Below are 18,020 nucleotides of genomic sequence, written 5' to 3' on the forward strand. Positions count from 1 at the left end.
GGGGGGGGGGCCACCCGCACACCATCTCCCGGAGGTCTGCATGAACGTCTCGTCCGACACGCCCGCGAGCGGGCCCTCGCCCCGCCGGGTCCTCCTCAAGCTGTCCGGTGAGGTCTTCGGCGGCGGCTCCATCGGTCTGGACGCCGACGTCGTGGCCGGCGTGGCGAAGCAGATCGCCGAGGCCAACGCCGCCGGCGTGCAGATCGCCATCGTCGTCGGCGGTGGCAACTTCTTCCGCGGCGCCGACCTCTCCCAGCGCGGGCTGGACCGCTCCCGCGCCGACTACATGGGCATGCTGGGCACCGTGATGAACGCCCTCGCCCTCCAGGACTTCCTCGAGCAGGCCGGCGTGCGCACCCGCGTGCAGACCGCCATCACGATGGGCCAGGTCGCCGAGCCCTACATCCCGCTGCGCGCCGTGCGCCACCTGGAGAAGGGCCGCGTCGTCATCTTCGGCGCCGGCGCCGGCATGCCGTTCTTCTCGACCGACACGGTCTCGGCCCAGCGTGCGCTCGAGACGCACTGCGACGAGGTCCTCGTCGGCAAGAACGGCGTCGACGGTGTCTACACCGCCGACCCCAACCTCGACCCCACGGCCACCCGCCTGGACCACGTCACCTACGCCGACGCGCTGCGCCAGGGCCTGCGGGTCGTCGACGCCGCCGCGTTCTCGCTGTGCATGGACAACGGCCTGACCATGCGCGTGTTCGGCATGAACACGCCCGGCAACGTCACGCGTGCGCTGCTGGGTGAGAAGATCGGCACACTGGTGACGGTCGACGGCGGTGGCGACACCTCCGCGGCAGGAGACGACATGAAGGAGACACGGTGATCGACGAGATCCTCCTCGAGGCCGAGGAGAAGATGGACAAGGCTGTCGAGGTGGCCAGCGAGGACTTCGCCGGCATCCGTACCGGCAGGGCGAACGCGGGGATGTTCTCCAAGATCCTTGTCGACTACTACGGCGCCCCCACGCCGCTGCAGCAGCTCGGCTCCCTGACGATCCCCGAGGCGCGCACCGTCCTCATCCAGCCCTACGACCGCGGCGCCTCCAACGCGATCATCAAGGCGCTGCGCGAGTCGGACCTGGGCGTCAACCCCACGGACGACGGCAACGTCATCCGCGTCGCGCTGCCCGCCCTCACCGAGGAGCGCCGCCGCGACTACGTCAAGCTCGCCAAGACCAAGGCCGAGGACGCGCGCATCTCCATCCGCAACGTCCGCCGCAAGACCAAGGACGAGCTCGACCGCATGAAGAAGGACGGCGAGGCCGGCGAGGACGAGGTCGACCGCGCCGAGAAGGAGCTCGAGGGGCTGACGAAGAAGCGCGTCGACGCCGTCGACGAGCTGCTCGCCGGCAAGGAACGAGAGCTCCTCGAGGTCTGAGTGAGCACCACCGGCGGTGACCCGCCGCTCACCCGCCGTCAGATCCGCGAGATCCAGGAGGGTGCGCGGCGCGCCATCGTGACCCAGGCGCCGCCCAAGCCGGCCAGCCGCGCGGGACGCAACCTGCCCGCCGCGATCGCCGTCGGTCTGGGTCTGCTCGGCGTGCTCCTCCTGTGCCTGTTCGTGCGCGAGGAGGCGTTCGTCGTCCTCGCGCTGCTCGCCACGAGCGGTGCGCTGTGGGAGTTCGCGCGCGCCGTCGGCACCCGCGGCGTCATGGTGCCGCTCCTGCCGCTGTGGGTGGGCAACGCGGGCATCCTCGTCTCGGCCTACACGGCCGGGCCGGGGGCGATGCTCGTCGCCTTCTTCCTCACCGCGGGAGGCGTGCTCGTGTGGCGCGTGCTCGACGGCGGGGGCCCCGACGCCGTGCGCGACGCCTGCGCCGGCATCCTCGCCTCCGCCTACGTCTCCTTCCTCGCCGGCTTCGCCGTCCTCCTCCTCACCGAGGACCGCGGGCCCTGGCTCGTCCTCACCCTCGTGCTGTGCGCCGTCGCCAACGACACCGGCGGCTACATCGCCGGCGTCCTCGTCGGCCGCCACCCGATGGCCCCCTCGATCAGCCCGAAGAAGTCGTGGGAGGGAGCCGGCGGCTCGCTCGTCCTCGCGGCCGCCGTCGGTGTCGGGCTGGCACTCCTCGCGCTGGACGCGCCGTGGTGGGTGGGGCTGGTCCTCGGCGCCGGTGCGGTCGTCACGGCCACCGTCGGGGACCTCTCGGAGTCGCTCCTCAAGCGTGATCTCGGACTCAAGGACATGGGCACGCTCCTGCCCGGCCACGGCGGAATCCTCGACAGGCTGGACTCCCTGCTCATGACGGCGCCGGCCAGCTACCTGCTGCTCACGACGTTCGTCGGCTGATTCCCAGGAACGCATGGAACAATCGGCACCGACATGTCGACGACTTCACCCCTCCCTCCGACGCCAGGCGCTGCCGGTGAGCGGCCCCAGCTGACCTTCACCGCGCGCCGCCGTGGCAAGCCGCCGCGCCACCTGGCCGACCTCACCCGCGAGGACCGCGCCGCGGTGCTGCGGGAGAAGGACCTGCCCGCCTTCCGGGCCGACCAGCTCTCGCGCCACTACTTCAGCCACCTCACGCGTGACGACGCCGCGATGAGCGACCTCCCGGCCGGCGGTCGCGACGAGCTCATCAACGAGCTGCTGCCCGAGCTCCTCACCGAGGTCCACACCCTCCAGGCCGACGGCGGGGCCACCCGCAAGGCGCTGTGGAGCCTCTTCGACGGCGCCAAGGTCGAGTCCGTCCTCATGCGCTACTCCGAGCGCGCCACCCTGTGCGTGTCCTCGCAGGCCGGCTGCGGGATGGCGTGCCCCTTCTGCGCGACCGGCCAGCAGGGCCTGACCCGCAACCTCTCGACGGCGGAGATCGTCGAGCAGGTGCGCGTCGCGGCCGCGGCCTGCCGCGACGGACTCCTCACCGGTGGCCCCACCCGCCTCACCAACGTCGTGTTCATGGGCATGGGCGAGCCGCTGGCCAACTACCGCGCCGTGGTCAACGCGGTGCGCCGGATGGTCGAGCCCAGCCCCGCGGGCTTCGGGCTGTCGGCCCGCAACGTCACCGTCTCGACGGTCGGCCTCGTGCCCGCCATCGACAAGCTCGCGAAGGAGGGGCTGCCCGTGACCCTGGCCGTCTCCCTCCACGCCCCCGACGACGGCCTGCGCGACGAGCTCATCCCGATCAACTCCCGCTGGAAGGTCGGTGAGCTGCTCGACGCGGCCCGCCGCTACTTCGACGCCACCGGGCGCCGCGTGAGCATCGAGTACGCGCTCATCCGCGACATCAACGACCACCAGTGGCGCGCCCAGCTCCTCGCCGACGAGCTCCTCGCCCGCGGCAAGGGCTGGATCCACGTCAACCCGATCCCGCTCAACCCCACGCCGGGCTCGAAGTGGACCGCCTCGGACCCCGACGTCGAGGACACCTTCGTCCGGACGCTGCGCAAGGCCGGGATCCCCACGACGGTGCGCGACACCCGCGGCAGCGACATCGACGGCGCGTGCGGCCAGCTCGCGGCCGAGCAGCTCGCCACCGCGGCCCCCAAGGTCGGAGTCCCCGAGGTGAAGGAGCCCCCACGATGAGCACGCTGTTCCCGGTCGTGGGGCGGATGAGCACCGGCTACGACCGTGAGCAGGTCGAGGAGTTCTTCACCCGCGCCCGCCAGGCCTACGAGGCGGGACGCTCCGGCACCGACACCGGCCTCACCGAGACCGAGGTCCGCCAGGTGGCCTTCGACCTCGTCCGGGCCGGTTACGCGACCGGGTCGGTGGACTCGGCGCTGGACCGCCTCGAGGCCGCGCTCGTGCAGCGTCGCCGTGACTCCTTCGTCGCCGCCAACGGCCAGCAGGCCTGGATGGACCGGATCGCCGAGCGCGCCACCACGCTCTACCCGCGCCTCGTGCGCCCGGCCGGGGAGCGTTTCGCGGCGCCCGAGCGGGGCCGCGGCTATGACCGCGACGCCGTCGACGACCTCATGGACCGGCTCGTCGCCTACTTCGACGCCGACGGCGACCTCACCGCCGCCGAGCTGCGCACCGTCACCTTCCCCTCCGCGCGCCGCGACAAGGCCTACGCCGAGGGAGTCGTCGACGCCTACCTCGACCGCGCCGTCGAGGTCCTCCTGGCCGTCGAATGACCACGCTCACGCTGCTCGGCTCGACCGGCTCCATCGGGACCCAGGCCCTGGAGGTCGTCTCCCGCGGCGGCTACGAGGTCGCCGCGCTGGCGGCCGGCGGGGCGAACCTGCGCCTCCTCGCCGAGCAGGTCGTCGACCACGAGGTGCCGCTCGTCGCCGTCTCCCGCGGCAGTGCCGCGGACGTGCGTGACGCCGTCGCCGCCGTCGCGGCCGACCGGGGCGTGCCGGCCCCTCCGGTCGAGGTCCTCGTGGGGGAGGGGGCCGCCGCCGAGCTCGCCGGCGCCGGCAGCGACGTCGTCCTCAACGGCGTCACCGGCTCGGTCGGCCTGGAGCCCACCCTCGCCGCACTGCGCGCCGGGTCCAGCCTGGCGCTGGCGAACAAGGAGTCGCTCGTCGTCGGCGGCGCCCTCGTGCGCGCCGCGCGGCAGCGGCCCGACCAGATCGTCCCCGTCGACTCCGAGCACTCGGCGATGGCGCAGGCGCTGCGCTCCGGCACGCACGCCGAGGTCGCCCGGCTCGTCCTCACCGCCTCCGGTGGTCCCTTCCGCGGCAAGCGGCGCGAGGAGCTCACCGGCGTCACCGCCGCCGAGGCGTTGGCCCACCCCACGTGGGCGATGGGACCGGTCGTCACGGTGAACTCCGCGACCCTCGTCAACAAGGGTCTGGAGCTCATCGAGGCCCACCTGCTCTTCGACGTCGCCGTCGAGGACATCACCGTCGTCGTCCACCCGCAGTCCGTCGTCCACTCGATGGTCGAGTTCGTCGACGGCTCGACCATCGCCCAGGCGTCCCCGCCCGACATGCGTCTGCCCATCGCGCTCGCCCTGTCCTGGCCCGCCCGCCCCCAGCGCGCCGTCGCCGCGTGCCGCTGGGACGAGGCGACGAGCTGGACCTTCGAGCCGCTCGACGAGGACACCTTCCGCGGGGTGCGCCTGGCCCGCCAGGCGGCCGCCGCCTCGGCCACCCACCCGGCCGTCCTCAACGCCGCCAACGAGGAGTGCGTCGCCGCCTTCCTCGACGGCCGGCTGAGCTTCCTCGCCATCACCGACATCCTCGAGCAGGTCCTCGCCGAGCACGAGGGCGTCCCCGCCGCGAGCCTCGACCTCGCCACGGTCCACGCCGCCGAGGCCTGGGCCCGGCACCGCGCCCGGGAGCTGGCAGGCACGCGATGAGCTTCCTCGTCGGCGTCCTCGTCCTCGTCGTCGGGCTCGTCGTCTCGATCGCGCTCCACGAGGTCGGGCACCTCGTGCCCGCCAAGCGCTTCGGCGTCAAGGTCACCGAGTACTTCGTCGGCTTCGGTCCCACCCTGTGGTCCCGCCGCCGCGGGGAGACCGAGTACGGCGTCAAGGCCGTCCCGCTCGGCGGCTACGTCCGGATGGTCGGGATGTACCCGCCCGCGCGGACCGACCGGCCCGTGCGCCGCCGTCGTGACGGCCGCGCCACCCTCGTCGAGGAGGCCCGCGAGTACGCGCTGGCCGAGGTCGGCCCCGGCGAGGAGCACCGCACCTTCTCGGCCCTCAGCGTGCCGAAGAAGCTCGTCGTCATGCTCGGCGGGCCGGTGATGAACCTCCTCATCGCCGTCGTCCTCCTCACCGTCGTCCTCGTCGGCGTCGGCGTGCCCGCCTACACCGCCACCCTCGGCAACGTCCAGGAGTGCCTGCCCGCCGACCCCGCGGCCACCGAGTGCGCCGAGGCGGACCCGGCCGCGCCCGGCGCCGTCGCCGGCCTGGAGCCCGACGACACCGTCCTGTCCTGGGGCGGGCGGCCGGTCGAGACGTGGGACGACGTCCGCGCGGCCATCGCCGCGTCCGGGCCCAGCCCGGCCGCCGTCGTCGTCGAGCGCGACGGGCAGGAGCGCACGGTCACGGTGACGCCCGTGATGACCGAGCGGCCCGTCGTCGTCGACGGCGAGGTCGTCACCGACGACGCCGGTGAGCCGGTGACCGAGCCGCAGCCCTTCGTCGGCATCGGCCCGCTCGCCGAGCTCGTGCCGCAGCCGGTCACCGCCGTCCCCGGCCGGGTCGCGGAGGCGGTGGGCGCGACCGTCAACGTCGTCCTCACCCTGCCGCAGCGGCTCGTCGACGTCGCCCAGGCGGCCTTCGGCGAGGAGGAGCGCGACCCGGGCGTCGTCGGGCTCGTCGGCGTGGGCCGCTTCGCCGGGGAGATCGCCTCCATCGACAGCGAGCGGTACGGCGTCGTCGAGCGGGCCGCGGACCTCCTCGGTCTCCTCGCCTCCCTCAACCTCGCGCTGTTCGTCTTCAATCTCGTCCCGCTGCTCCCGCTCGACGGCGGCCACATCGCCGGCGCCCTGTGGGAGGGGCTGCGCCGCCGGGTCGCGGCGTGGCGCGGACGCCCGGACCCGGGCCCCGTCGACGTCGCGCGGATGCTGCCGCTCACCTACGTCGTCGTCGTCGCGATGGTGGGCATGAGCCTGCTCCTCGCCTACGCCGACATCGTGCGGCCGATCACCCTCACCGGCTGAGCCGTGCACGCAGGCGGTGCGGTGGGGGATACTGACGAGGTGAGTACACCGATCTCCCTGGGCATCCCGACCGTCAAGGAGCAGCCGCCCGTGCTGGCTCCCCGTCGGCCCACCCGCAAGATCCGGGTGGGCAACGTCGAGGTGGGTGGTGACGCCCCCGTCAGCGTCCAGTCGATGACGACGACGAAGACGCACGACATCAATGCGACGCTCCAGCAGATCGCCGAGCTCACCGCCTCGGGCTGCGACATCGTCCGCGTGGCCTGCCCCACGGACAAGGACGCCGAGGCGCTGCCGATCATCGCCATGAAGTCCCAGATCCCGGTGATCGCCGACATCCACTTCCAGCCGAAGTACGTCTTCGCGGCCATCGAGGCCGGCTGCGGCGCGGTGCGCGTCAACCCCGGCAACATCCGCAAGTTCGACGACAAGGTCAAGGAGATCGCCAAGGCGGCCTCCGACGCCGGCGTCTCCCTGCGCATCGGCGTCAACGCCGGCTCGCTCGACCCGCGCCTGCTCAAGAAGTACGGCAAGGCCACGCCGGAGGCGCTCGTCGAGTCCGCCGTGTGGGAGGCCTCCCTCTTCGAGGAGCACGGCTTCCACGACTTCAAGATCTCGGTCAAGCACAACGACCCCGTCGTCATGGTGCGCGCCTACGAGCTGCTCTCCGAGCAGGGCGACTGGCCGCTGCACCTCGGTGTCACCGAGGCCGGCCCCGCCTTCCAGGGCACGATCAAGTCCGCCACCGCCTTCGGTGCGCTGCTGTCCAAGGGCATCGGCGACACCATCCGCGTCTCCCTCTCCGCCCCGCCGGTGGAGGAGATCAAGGTCGGCAACCAGATCCTCGAGTCGCTCAACCTGCGTCCCCGCAAGCTCGAGATCGTCTCCTGCCCGTCCTGCGGGCGCGCCCAGGTGGACGTCTACCAGCTGGCCGACGACGTCACTGCGGGCCTGGAGGGCATGACCGTCCCGCTGCGCGTCGCCGTCATGGGCTGCGTCGTCAACGGGCCCGGTGAGGCTCGCGAGGCCGACCTCGGTGTGGCGTCCGGCAACGGCAAGGGCCAGATCTTCGTCAAGGGCGAGGTCATCAAGACCGTCCCCGAGGACCAGATCGTCGAGACGCTCATCGCCGAGGCCAACCGGATCGCCGAGCAGATGGGCCTGGAGCCCGAGTCCGGCGGACCCGTCGTCACGGTCAGCTGAGCGGAGCCCCTGTGCTGGGCAGGTGGCGCCACCCCGTGGGCCCACGCGTCCGTCCCCTGCGGGACGAGGACCGTGAGGCGGCCCTCGGGCTGTGCGCTGCCGACCCCGTCGGCAACGTCCTCGCCGCCGTCCAGGTCGAGGCGCTCGGCCGCCGCCGGCTGCCCGGTGCCGAGCTGCTCGGCGTGTGGTGCGACGGCGAGCTGCAGGCCATGTGCTGGTCCGGCGCCAACCTCGTGCCCGTCGCCGTCGACGAGCCGGAGCTGCTCGACGCCGTCGCCGAGCACGTCCGCGGCCGCGGGCGGCGGGCGTCCTCGATCGTCGGCCCCGCCGATCAGGTGCTGGGCCTGTGGGACCGGCTCGGTCCCGGCTGGCTGCCCTCGCGCGAGATCCGTGCCGACCAGCCGTCGATGGCGATCTCCGACACCCCCGCCGTCGAGCCGGACCCGCGGGTGCGGCTGAGCAGTCTCGAGGACCTCGACGTCGTCGTCCCGGCCTGCGTGGCGATGTTCACCGAGGAGGTGGGCTACTCGCCCCTCGCCTCGGGCGGCGCCTACGCGGCCCGGGTCCACGAGCTCGTCTCGACCCAGCGCTCCTACGTCCGCATCGAGGACGCCCCCGAGGGCCGGCGCGTCGTCTTCAAGGCCGAGGTCGGCGCGTGCGCGCTCGGCGTCGCCCAGATCCAGGGCGTGTGGGTGCACCCCGAGCACCGCGGGCAGGGCGTCGCGGCACCGGCGATGGCCGCCGTCGTCGAGGACGTGCGCCGCCGCACCGCGCCGGTGGTCTCCCTGTACGTCAACGGGTACAACACCCCCGCCATCGCGACCTACCGCCGCACCGGCTTCGAGCAGGTCGGCACGTACGCCACCGTCCTCTTCTGAGCGGGATCCCGCTCTCAGCGGAGGGACCCCTCCCGCGCCGAGCGCTGAGTTGTTACCCCGGTGCCCACCCCCGGTGGGGCGCGCGGACGGGGTGGGGGAGCGGGCGCGATACGCTGGCGCGCGTGCTGATGCGGATGTCGACCCTGTTCCTGCGGACCCTGCGTGAAGACCCGGTGGACGCCGAGCTGCCGAGCCACCGGCTGCTCGTGCGGGCCGGCTACATCCGCCGTGCCGCCCCTGGCATCTACACCTGGCTGCCGCTGGGCCTGCGGGTCCTCGGCAAGATCGAGCAGGTCGTGCGCGAGGAGATGACCGCCGCGGGCGCCCAGGAGGTCCACTTCCCGGCGCTGCTGCCGCGCGAGCCCTACGAGGCCACCGGCCGCTGGACCGAGTACGGCCCGAACCTCTTCCGTCTCAAGGACCGCCGCGAGAACGACTACCTCCTCGCGCCCACGCACGAGGAGATGTTCACCCTCCTCGTCAAGGACCTGTACTCCTCGTACAAGGACCTGCCGCTCACGCTCTTCCAGATCCAGACGAAGTACCGCGACGAGGCGCGCCCGCGCGCCGGCCTGCTGCGCGGACGCGAGTTCATCATGAAGGACGCCTACTCCTTCGACATCGACGACGCCGGCCTCGAGCGCTCCTACCGCGCCCAGCGCGAGGCCTACGAGCGGATCTTCACCCGCCTCGGCCTCGAGTACGTCATCGTCGCGGCGACGAGCGGCGCGATGGGCGGCTCCCGCTCGGAGGAGTTCCTCTTCCCGACGCCGTCCGGCGAGGACACCTTCGTCCGCTCGCCCGGCGGGTACGCGGCCAACGTCGAGGCCGCGCTCACGGCGGTGCCCGAGCCCGTCGACGCGAGCGACCTGCCCGCGGCCGAGGTCCGCGACACCCCCGACTCCACGACCATCGACACCCTCGTGTCGCAGGCCAACGCGCTCTACCCGCGCCCCGACCGTCCCTGGACGGCGGCGGACACGCTGAAGAACGTCGTCCTGGCCCTCGCCCACCCGGACGGCACCGAGGAGCTCGTCGTCGTCGGCCTGCCCGGGGACCGCGAGGTCGACCTCAAGCGGCTCGAGGGGGCGCTCGAGCCCACCCTCGTCGCGCCTGCCACCGACGAGCAGCTCGCCACGCGGCCCGAGCTCGTCAAGGGCTACATCGGCCCCGCCGTCGTCGGCCCCAACACCGGCGAGGACGGCGAGGAGCGCACCGCGCTGCGCTACCTCCTCGACCCCCGCGTCGTGCCCGGCACGAGCTGGATCACCGGCGCGAACGCGGACGGCAAGCACGTCTTCGGGCTCGTCGCCGGCCGTGACTTCACCGCCGACGGCACCATCGAGGCCGCCGAGGTCCGCGCGGGCGACCCCGCGCCGGACGGCTCCGGCCCCCTCGAGCTCGCCCGCGGCATCGAGATCGGACACGTCTTCGCCCTCGGTCGCAAGTACGCCGAGGCCCTCGGCCTCAAGGTCCTCGACGAGAACGGCAAGGCCGTCACCGTGACGATGGGTTCCTACGGCATCGGTGTCAGCCGCGCGCTGGCCGCCGTCGCCGAGGCGACGTGCGACGACTCGGGCCTGTCCTGGCCGATGAGCCTGGCCCCCTTCCACGTCCACCTCCTCGCCACCGGCAAGGACCCCGAGGTCTTCGCCGAGGCCGAGCGCATCGGCGCCGCGCTCACCGCGCAGGGCATCGAGGTGCTCCTCGACGACCGCCCGAAGATGTCCGCGGGCGTGAAGTTCGCCGACTCCGAGCTCCTCGGCGTGCCGCTCGTGCTCGTCGTCGGCCGCGGCCTGGCCGAGGGCAAGGTCGAGCTGCGCGAGCGCGCCACGGGGGAGCGGCGCGAGGTTCCCGTCGGGGAGGCCGTCGACGCGGTCGCCACGGCCGTGCGGACCGCCCTCGGGAGCTGAGCGTCACCGTGTGCGGGCGCCGCGCGCTGGGGGCCGCGCTGCTCGCCGCGCTCACGCTGACGGGCTGCGGCGTCCGGCTCGAGACGCCGCCTCCTGAGGTCCCCACCGCCGACGCCGGGGAGGAGTCCCGCCAGGACGCCGCCCTCGTGGCCGCGCAGCTGCGTGACGCCGCCGGCGCGGCGGCTACGGACGACGGCGCCGACGTCGGCGAGGTGCTCACGGCCGTCGAGGAGGCGTCGGCCGAGCACCACGAGGCGCTCGGCGGCGTGTGGGAGCCGTGGCCGGGTGCCGGCCCGGACGCGACGGCGTACCCCGAGGACCCCACCGCGCCCGCGCCCGCCGCGGCGGCGACGCCGCAAGAGGTCCTCGAGCTCCTCGAGGAGGGCGCCGCCACCGCGCGTGAGGACGCCCTCGCGCACGACGGCGAGCTCGGCCAGCTACTCGCCGCCGTCGCGATCTCCCGCACCTGGCTCGCCGCCGACCTCGCGCGCGCGCTGTCCGTCGACGCCGAGCGGCTCCCGGCCGAGCCACAGCCCGCGCCCGAGCCCGGCACGGTCGACACGGAGACCTCCCGCGCCGTCGACGCCGCCCGCTACGCCTTCGAGGTCGTCGCCGCCCGCAGCAGCGGTGGGCAGCGCGAGGCCGCCGCCGTGCGCGCCGAGCAGCTCGCGCTCGTCGCCGGCGCCGTCGCCCCCGAGGAGGACGAGCGCGAGGTCGCCTACGACGTGAGCGACGCGGCCGACGCCGAGGCGCCGGAGCGCGCCCTCGCGGGCGCTGCAGAGCTCGACGTCCTCGGCGCGTACGTCGCCCTGCTCGGGACGCCGGTGGAGGACCGGGAGACCGTCCTCGACGCCGCGACGTACGCCGCCGGGCAGGCGCGGTCGTGGGATACCGCACTGCCGGCCCTGCCCGGCCTCTCCTGAGGGGGGCCCGCGCCCCGGGTAAGGTGTGGGAGTTCCGCAGCCGAGCCCCCAGGAGAGCACCATGGCACGCCCGTCGGACGTCGCAGCCGAGCTGCGCCGCGTCCTCGAGCCCGTCGTCACCGACGCCGGCCTGTACCTCGAGGACGTGAGCGTGAGCGCGGCCGGCCGACGCAGCGTCGTCCGGGTCGTCGTCGACCTCACGGACGGACCCGGCGGTGTCGGCTCCGAGCTCCTCACCGACGTCTCCCGCCAGGTCTCCACGACCCTCGACGACGTCGACGTCGTCGCCGGGGCGTACACCCTCGAGGTCTCCACCCCCGGGGTCACGCGACCCCTGACGACGGCACGCCACTACCGCCGCGCCGAGGGGCGCCTCGTCCGCCTGCGCACCACGTCCGGCGCCCTGCGCGGACGCGTGCTCGCGGTCGACGGCGAGGACGTGGTCATCGACACTGAGGGCACGCGTCAGGTCGTCGCGCTGTCCGACATCACCTCGGGCACGGTCGAGCCCGAGCTGGGGCGTGCGGCAGACGCTGCCGCAGAGGGCTGAGGAGGACACATGGACATCGACATGACCGCGCTGCGCCTGATCGAGAGCGAGCGCGAGATCCGCCTCGACGTGCTGGTCGGCGCCATCGAGGAAGCACTCCTCCTCGCCTACCAGCGCACCCCCGGAGCCGCGGAGCGGGCCCGCGTGGAGGTCGACCGCCGCACCGGCCGCGTCACCGTCATGGCGACCGAGGTCGACGAGGAGGGCAACGCCGTCGGCGAGTACGACGACACCCCCAGCGACTTCGGTCGCATCGCCACCGCCACGGCCCGCAGCGTCATCGTCCAGCGGCTGCGTGACGCCGAGGACGACCAGGTGATGGGCTCGCTGCGCGACCGCGCCGGCACCCTCATCGCCGGCGTCGTCCAGCAGGGCCGCGACCCGCGCGTCGTCCTCGTCGACATCGGCGAGCTCGAGGCCGTGCTCCCCGCCCACGAGCAGGTGCCCACCGAGACCTACCGCCACGGCGACCGCCTGCGCGCCTACGTCCTGGAGGTGACGCGCGGCACCAAGGGGCCCTCGGTCACCCTCTCGCGCACCCACCCCAACCTCGTGCGCGAGCTCTTCGCCCTCGAGGTGCCCGAGGTCGCCGACGGCAGCGTCGAGATCAAGGCGCTGGCCCGCGAGGCCGGGCACCGCACGAAGATCGCCGTCGCCTCCACCGTTCCCGGTCTCAACGCCAAGGGTGCCTGCATCGGCCCCATGGGCCAGCGGGTGCGGGCCGTCATGAGCGAGCTCGACGGCGAGAAGATCGACATCGTCGACTACAGCGAGGACGCCGCGACCTTCGTCGGCAACGCGCTCTCGCCCGCCCGCGTGACGAGCGTCGAGGTCGTGGACGCCGAGGAGCGGTCCGCCCGCGTCGTCGTGCCCGACTTCCAGCTGTCCCTGGCCATCGGCAAGGAGGGCCAGAACGCCCGCCTCGCCGCCCGCCTCACCGGCTGGCGGATCGACATCCACTCGGACACCGAGGGCGAGCAGCCCGAGGGCTGAGCACCCCCGGCGGGGGCGTGTGAGGAAACACACCACCCCCCGCTGCGGGGCCCATCACTGTCCCGCACGGGCCGGTGGGGGTAGACTTCCCGACGGGTCGCAGCCCGAATTCCTATGACAACGCCTCCTTCCCCCTCACCTCCCGGCGAGGGACAGGTGCGCACATGCGTGGGATGCCGGGTCAAGGCCCCGCGGTCCGCCCTCGTGCGTGTCGTCCTCGTTCCCCAGTCGCCTCGCGCGATGGTGGACGAACGGACGGACGCCCCGGGGCGGGGGGCCTGGTTGCACGCTGACCGGGCTTGCCTGGACCTCGCCGATCGCCGGCGGGCGATCCCCCGGGCCCTGCGCTCCGCAGGACCGGTGGACACCACCGCCGTCACGGAGTGGTTCAGCACGAGAACGCCGGGTCAGACCTGAGCCGGTACGAGTCATCGACGAAGAAAGCGGGTTGGAAGCCGATGGGCACCCGATGAGTACCCAGCGATGAGTTTCAAGCACTAACACGGCCCCACCCTGTCCCGGGCGGGCCGAGACAGGAGAAATGTGGCAAAGCTTCGCGTCCACGAGCTCGCCAAGGAGCTCGGCGTCGACAGCAAGACGGTTCTGGCCAAGCTCGGCGAGCTCGGAGAGTTCGTCAAGTCGGCCTCGTCCACCGTCGAGGCGCCCGTCGTGCGCCGCCTCCGGGAGGCCATTCCCGCACCGTCGGCCTCCGAGGAGAAGCCGGCACCCAAGAAGGCGGTCAAGCCCAAGGCCCCCGCCGCCAAGACCGCTGAGCCCGAGGCCCCTGCCCCGCAGGAGGCACCGGCGGCACCCGCCGCCCCGGCACCCAGCCCCGCCCGCCCGTCGCCCGCCGCCGCAGAGCGGCCCGCGGCGCCCAAGCCCGGTGCACCTGCACCGACGCCGGCGCCCGAGCCCAAGGCGACCCCGGCAGCCCCCGAGCCCGCGCAGCCCGCCGCCGCGCAGCCCGCTGCCGAGGCGAGCACCCCCGAGGCACCGAAGCCGGCCACCAAGGCCGCTGCCGGTCCCAAGCCCGGCGCCCCGCGCCCGGGCAACAACCCCTTCGCCACCAGCCAGGGCATGCCCCGGCCCGGTGGCAGCGGTGGACCCCGTCCCGGTGGTCCGCGTCCCGGCGCCCCGCGTCCGGGCAACAACCCCTTCGCCACGAGCCAGGGCATGCCCCGGCCCGGTGGCAGCGGCGGTGCCGGCGCAGCCGGCCCGCGTCCCGGTGGCCCCCGTCCGGGCGGTCCCCGCCCCGGTGCGGGCGCCGGTGCGGCAGGCCCGCGTCCGGGTGCACCGCGTCCCGGTGGCGCACGCCCCAGCCCGGGCATGATGCCCGGCCGCAGCTCGGTCGGGACGCCTGGCGCCCCGGCTCGTGGTGGCGGCGGCGGCCGTGGCCGTCCCGGTGGCGGTGGCCCCGGTGGTCCCGGTGGCGCAGGCGGTCCCGGTGGCGGCGGTCGTCCCGGCGGTTTCGCGGGTCGCGGTCGTCCCGGTGCGCGCGGCGGTACGCAGGGCGCCTTCGGGCGTCCCGGCGGCCGTCCGGTGCGCGGACGCAAGTCCAAGCGCGCGAAGCGTCAGGAGTTCGAGCAGCAGGGCGCACCGAGCCTCGGTGGCGTCCAGGTCCCCCGCGGCAACGGCACCACCGAGGTGCAGATCCGCGCCGGTGCCAGCCTCGCGGACTTCGCCGACAAGATCGACGCGAACCCCGCAGCGCTCGTGACGGTGCTCTTCCACCTCGGCGAGATGGCCACGGCCACCCAGTCGCTGGACGAGGACACCTTCAAGGCCCTGGGTGACGAGCTCGGTTACATCATCAACATCGTCTCGCCCGAGGACGAGGACCGTGAGCTCCTCGGGGGCTTCGACATCGACCTCGACGCCGAGCTGGCCGGGGAGACCGACGAGGACCTCATGGCCCGTCCGCCGGTCGTCACCGTCATGGGTCACGTCGACCACGGAAAGACCAAGCTCCTCGACGCGATCCGCAGCACCGACGTCGTCGCCGGCGAGGCCGGTGGCATCACACAGCACATCGGTGCCTACCAGATCTGGACCGAGCACGAGGGCCACGACCGCGCTCTCACCTTCATCGACACCCCCGGTCACGAGGCCTTCACGGCCATGCGTGCCCGTGGTGCCGACGTCACCGACATCGCGATCCTCGTGGTGGCGGCCGACGACGGCGTCATGCCGCAGACGGTCGAGGCGCTCAACCACGCTCAGTCGGCCGGTGTGCCGATCGTCGTGGCCGTCAACAAGGTGGACAAGGAGGCGGCCAACCCCGCCAAGATCCGCCAGCAGCTGACCGAGTACAACCTCGTGGCCGAGGAGTACGGCGGCGACACGATGTTCGTCGACGTCTCCGCGCTCCAGCGGATGGGTATCGACGACCTCCTCGAGGCCGTCCTCCTCACCGCGGACGCCGCCCTGGACCTGCGGGCCAACCCCGACAAGGACGCGCGCGGTGTCGCCATCGAGGCGAACCTCGACAAGGGCCGCGGCACGGTCGCGACCGTTCTCGTCCAGTCCGGAACCCTGCACGTCGGGGACGCCATCGTCGCCGGTACCGCCCACGGGCGCGTCCGGGCGATGTTCGACGAGCACGGCGTCCCGGTCGAGGAGGCCGGTCCCGCGCGTCCCGTGCAGGTCCTCGGCCTCACCTCCGTGCCTCGCGCCGGTGACTCCTTCATCGTGGCCGGCGACGACCGCACCGCCCGGCAGATCGCTGACAAGCGGGCCGCCGCCGAGCGCGCCGCGACGCTGGCCAAGCGCCGCAAGCGCGTCTCGCTCGAGGACTTCACCGAGGCGCTTCAGCAGGGCCGGGTCGAGACCCTCAACCTCGTCCTCAAGGGCGACGTGTCCGGTGCCGTCGAGGCGCTGGAGGACTCGCTCCTCAAGATCGAGGTCGGCGACGAGGTCGCGCTGCGGATCATCCACCGCGGCGTGGGTGCCATCACCCAGAACGACGTCAACCTCGCCACGGTCGACAACGCCATCATCATCGGCTTCAACGTGAAGCCCGCGGAGCGGGTCACGGAGCTGGCCGACCGCGAGGGCGTCGACATCCGGTACTACTCGGTCATCTACCAGGCGATCGACGACGTCGAGCAGGCGCTCAAGGGCATGCTCAAGCCGGAGTACGAGGAGGTCCAGCTGGGCACCGCGGAGGTCCGCCAGGTGTTCCGCTCCTCCAAGGTCGGCAACATCGCCGGTTCGATCGTCCGGTCCGGCACCATCCGCCGGAACACCAAGGCGCGCGTCCTGCGGGACGGCGTCGTCGTGGGGGAGAACGTCACGATCGACTCCCTGCGCCGCGAGAAGGACGACGTCACCGAGGTCCGCGAGGGCTTCGAGTGCGGCATCAGCCTCGGGTCGTTCAACGACATTACCGAGGGCGACGTCATCGAGACCTTCGAGATGCGCGAGAAGCCGCGTAAGTAGAGGGCTGCAGTCCTAGCGACGTGGCGCGCACCGACAGGTGCGCGCCACGTCGCGTCCCACGACAGGAGAGAACCATGGCCGACACCCCGCGGATGCGCCGCGTGAGTGACCGCATCCAGCAGATCGTCGCGTCGATGCTCGAGTCCCGCATCAAGGACCCGCGCCTCGGCTTCGTCACGGTGACGGAGGTCCGGGTGACCGGGGACCTCCAGCAGGCCACCGTCTACTACACCGTGCTCGGTGACGAGCAGGCCCAGCGGGACACCGCGGCCGCCCTCGCCTCCGCGCGCGGCCACATCCGCTCGGAGGTCGGCAAGCAGCTCGGTCTGCGGCTGACCCCGACGCTCGAGTTCACGGCCGACGTCGTGCCCGAGACCGCCGCCGACCTCGAGCGCGCCCTGCGCGAGGCCGCCGAGCGCGACGCCGAGCTGGCGCGCCTGGCCGCGGGCGCTCAGCCGGCCGGTGACGCCGACCCGTACCGTCGTCCCGCGACGGACGAGGTCGACGAGGCGGACGAGCCCGCCGACGACGCTCGCTGAGCCCGTCGTGCCGGTGAGCATCCCGCGGCTCGGCGCCGCCGGCGTCGCCGTCGGGGTGCTCTCCGGCCTGCTCGGCATCGGTGGGGGAGTGGTCCTCGTCCCGCTGCTCGTCCTCCTCATGGGGATGGCGCAGAAGCGGGCGCAGGCCACCTCCCTCGCCGCGATCACCCTGACCGCCCTCGCCGGCGCGATCAGCTACGGCGTCGCGGGCGACGTCGTCCTCGTCCCCGCCCTCGTCGTCGCGGCCGGCGGGATCGTCGGCACGCTCGTCGGGGCCGAGCTGGTCCACCGGATGTCCGAGCGCACGCTGCGGATCGTGTTCGCCGCCGTCATGGTCGTCGTCGCGGTCCGGATGGCTCTCGCGCCGCCCGTCGAGGGCGCCGGCGAGCTCGCCCACCTCGACCCGCCGGTCCTCGTGGGCTACGTGGGCGCCGGGCTCCTCATGGGCCTGCTGTCGGCGCTGGTGGGTATCGGCGGTGGCGTCGTCATGGTGCCGCTGCTCGTCCTCGGCTTCGGCTTCTCCCCGCACGAGGCGCAGGGCACCTCGCTCGCCGTCATGGTCCCCGTCTCCCTCATGGGCGCCTGGCGTCATGCCCGCCGCGGCTACACCGACTGGCGCGCCGGGCTCGTGCTCGGCCTCGGCGGCGTCCTCGGCGCCCCGCTCGGCGCACTGCTCGCCCAGGCGGTGCCCGAGGTGTGGCTGCAGCGTCTCTTCGCCGTCCTGCTCGTCTACTCGGCCGTCCAGCTCGTCCTCAAGGCCCGCAAGCGCTGACAGACGCCGCCCCCTCTTGCGCCGAGAGCCGGGTTCCTCCGCGGGCGGCGCGATGGAGTCCACCTCCTTGTGCCGAGAGCCGGATTCCTCCGCGGGTGGCGCGATGGAGCCCACCTCCTTGTGCCGAGAGCCGGGTTCCTCCGCGGGTGGCGCGATGGAGCCCGCCTCCTTGTGCCGAGAGCCGGATTCCTCCGCGGGTGGCGCGATGGAGGCCACCTCCTTGTGCCGAGAGCCGGATTCC

Annotated in this window: 17 protein-coding genes; all 17 read left to right on the forward strand. The window is 73.4% G+C overall.

Annotated elements, in window-relative coordinates; genetic code table 11:
- The first annotated feature begins 40 nt into the window (after positions 1-40).
- Positions 41-832 (forward strand): UMP kinase, encoded by a 792-nt coding sequence (pyrH, locus tag H9624_RS00400; protein ID WP_251837950.1) that lies wholly within the window; start codon positions 41-43, stop codon positions 830-832.
- On the forward strand, positions 829-1,386 hold the full coding sequence (frr, locus tag H9624_RS00405; RefSeq protein ID WP_110852334.1) for a ribosome recycling factor: 558 nt from the start codon (positions 829-831) through the stop codon (positions 1,384-1,386). The genes pyrH and frr overlap by 4 nt, the downstream gene beginning before the upstream one ends.
- The gene (locus tag H9624_RS00410) at positions 1,387-2,298 is read left to right on the forward strand and encodes a phosphatidate cytidylyltransferase (protein WP_307784904.1); all 912 of its coding nucleotides are present in this window, start codon (positions 1,387-1,389) and stop codon (positions 2,296-2,298) included.
- A gap of 33 nt (positions 2,299-2,331) precedes the next feature.
- Complete coding sequence (gene rlmN / locus H9624_RS00415) at positions 2,332-3,534, forward strand: dual-specificity RNA methyltransferase RlmN (protein ID WP_251837951.1); 1,203 nt, start codon at positions 2,332-2,334, stop codon at positions 3,532-3,534.
- Entirely contained in the window at positions 3,531-4,088 is a 558-nt protein-coding gene (locus H9624_RS00420; protein WP_251837952.1) for a DivIVA domain-containing protein, read from the forward strand. Before rlmN ends, H9624_RS00420 begins: the two co-directional genes overlap by 4 nt.
- Positions 4,085-5,260 (forward strand): 1-deoxy-D-xylulose-5-phosphate reductoisomerase, encoded by a 1,176-nt coding sequence (gene dxr / locus H9624_RS00425; protein WP_251837953.1) that lies wholly within the window; start codon positions 4,085-4,087, stop codon positions 5,258-5,260. The genes H9624_RS00420 and dxr overlap by 4 nt, the downstream gene beginning before the upstream one ends.
- On the forward strand, positions 5,257-6,570 hold the full coding sequence (locus H9624_RS00430; protein ID WP_251837954.1) for a M50 family metallopeptidase: 1,314 nt from the start codon (positions 5,257-5,259) through the stop codon (positions 6,568-6,570). Before dxr ends, H9624_RS00430 begins: the two co-directional genes overlap by 4 nt.
- A 39-nt stretch (positions 6,571-6,609) precedes the next feature.
- Entirely contained in the window at positions 6,610-7,773 is a 1,164-nt protein-coding gene (gene ispG / locus H9624_RS00435) for a flavodoxin-dependent (E)-4-hydroxy-3-methylbut-2-enyl-diphosphate synthase (protein WP_251837955.1), read from the forward strand.
- Positions 7,774-7,808: 35 nt separating this feature from the next.
- Positions 7,809-8,651 (forward strand): GNAT family N-acetyltransferase, encoded by an 843-nt coding sequence (locus H9624_RS00440; protein WP_251837956.1) that lies wholly within the window; start codon positions 7,809-7,811, stop codon positions 8,649-8,651.
- Positions 8,652-8,773: 122 nt separating this feature from the next.
- The gene (locus tag H9624_RS00445; protein WP_504740221.1) at positions 8,774-10,564 is read left to right on the forward strand and encodes a proline--tRNA ligase; all 1,791 of its coding nucleotides are present in this window, start codon (positions 8,774-8,776) and stop codon (positions 10,562-10,564) included.
- Positions 10,565-10,572: 8 nt separating this feature from the next.
- On the forward strand, positions 10,573-11,487 hold the full coding sequence (locus H9624_RS16745) for a DUF4439 domain-containing protein (RefSeq protein WP_251837957.1): 915 nt from the start codon (positions 10,573-10,575) through the stop codon (positions 11,485-11,487).
- A 61-nt stretch (positions 11,488-11,548) separates the two neighbouring features.
- Positions 11,549-12,037 (forward strand): ribosome maturation factor RimP, encoded by a 489-nt coding sequence (rimP, locus tag H9624_RS00455; protein ID WP_251837958.1) that lies wholly within the window; start codon positions 11,549-11,551, stop codon positions 12,035-12,037.
- A 9-nt stretch (positions 12,038-12,046) separates the two neighbouring features.
- Complete coding sequence (gene nusA / locus H9624_RS00460; protein WP_251837959.1) at positions 12,047-13,030, forward strand: transcription termination factor NusA; 984 nt, start codon at positions 12,047-12,049, stop codon at positions 13,028-13,030.
- 114 nt (positions 13,031-13,144) lie between these two features.
- The gene (locus H9624_RS00465) at positions 13,145-13,447 is read left to right on the forward strand and encodes a YlxR family protein (protein ID WP_251837960.1); all 303 of its coding nucleotides are present in this window, start codon (positions 13,145-13,147) and stop codon (positions 13,445-13,447) included.
- Between the two features lie 126 nt (positions 13,448-13,573).
- Positions 13,574-16,468 carry a translation initiation factor IF-2 gene (gene infB, locus H9624_RS00470; protein WP_251837961.1) on the forward strand — a complete coding sequence of 965 codons (2,895 nt, stop codon included), beginning with the start codon at positions 13,574-13,576 and terminating at the stop codon, positions 16,466-16,468.
- A gap of 74 nt (positions 16,469-16,542) precedes the next feature.
- On the forward strand, positions 16,543-17,007 hold the full coding sequence (gene rbfA, locus H9624_RS00475; RefSeq protein WP_251837962.1) for a 30S ribosome-binding factor RbfA: 465 nt from the start codon (positions 16,543-16,545) through the stop codon (positions 17,005-17,007).
- A 13-nt stretch (positions 17,008-17,020) separates the two neighbouring features.
- On the forward strand, positions 17,021-17,779 hold the full coding sequence (locus H9624_RS16750; protein ID WP_251837963.1) for a sulfite exporter TauE/SafE family protein: 759 nt from the start codon (positions 17,021-17,023) through the stop codon (positions 17,777-17,779).
- The last annotated feature ends 241 nt before the right edge of the window (positions 17,780-18,020 follow it).

The sequence above is a fragment of the Oceanitalea stevensii genome (genome assembly GCF_014837105.1).
GTDB lineage: Bacteria > Actinomycetota > Actinomycetes > Actinomycetales > Actinomycetaceae > Oceanitalea > Oceanitalea stevensii.

Bases quoted from the DNA above. Each gene is read 5' to 3' on its own strand.
- pyrH (WP_251837950.1), top strand. From the start codon at position 41: ATGAACGTCTCGTCCGACACGCCCGCGAGCGGGCCCTCGCCCCGCCGG.
- rlmN (WP_251837951.1), top strand. From the start codon at position 2,332: ATGTCGACGACTTCACCCCTCCCTCCGACGCCAGGCGCTGCCGGTGAG.
- H9624_RS00420 (WP_251837952.1), top strand. From the start codon at position 3,531: ATGAGCACGCTGTTCCCGGTCGTGGGGCGGATGAGCACCGGCTACGAC.
- dxr (WP_251837953.1), top strand. From the start codon at position 4,085: ATGACCACGCTCACGCTGCTCGGCTCGACCGGCTCCATCGGGACCCAG.
- H9624_RS00430 (WP_251837954.1), top strand. From the start codon at position 5,257: ATGAGCTTCCTCGTCGGCGTCCTCGTCCTCGTCGTCGGGCTCGTCGTC.
- rimP (WP_251837958.1), top strand. From the start codon at position 11,549: ATGGCACGCCCGTCGGACGTCGCAGCCGAGCTGCGCCGCGTCCTCGAG.
- nusA (WP_251837959.1), top strand. From the start codon at position 12,047: ATGGACATCGACATGACCGCGCTGCGCCTGATCGAGAGCGAGCGCGAG.
- H9624_RS00465 (WP_251837960.1), top strand. From the start codon at position 13,145: ATGACAACGCCTCCTTCCCCCTCACCTCCCGGCGAGGGACAGGTGCGC.
- rbfA (WP_251837962.1), top strand. From the start codon at position 16,543: ATGGCCGACACCCCGCGGATGCGCCGCGTGAGTGACCGCATCCAGCAG.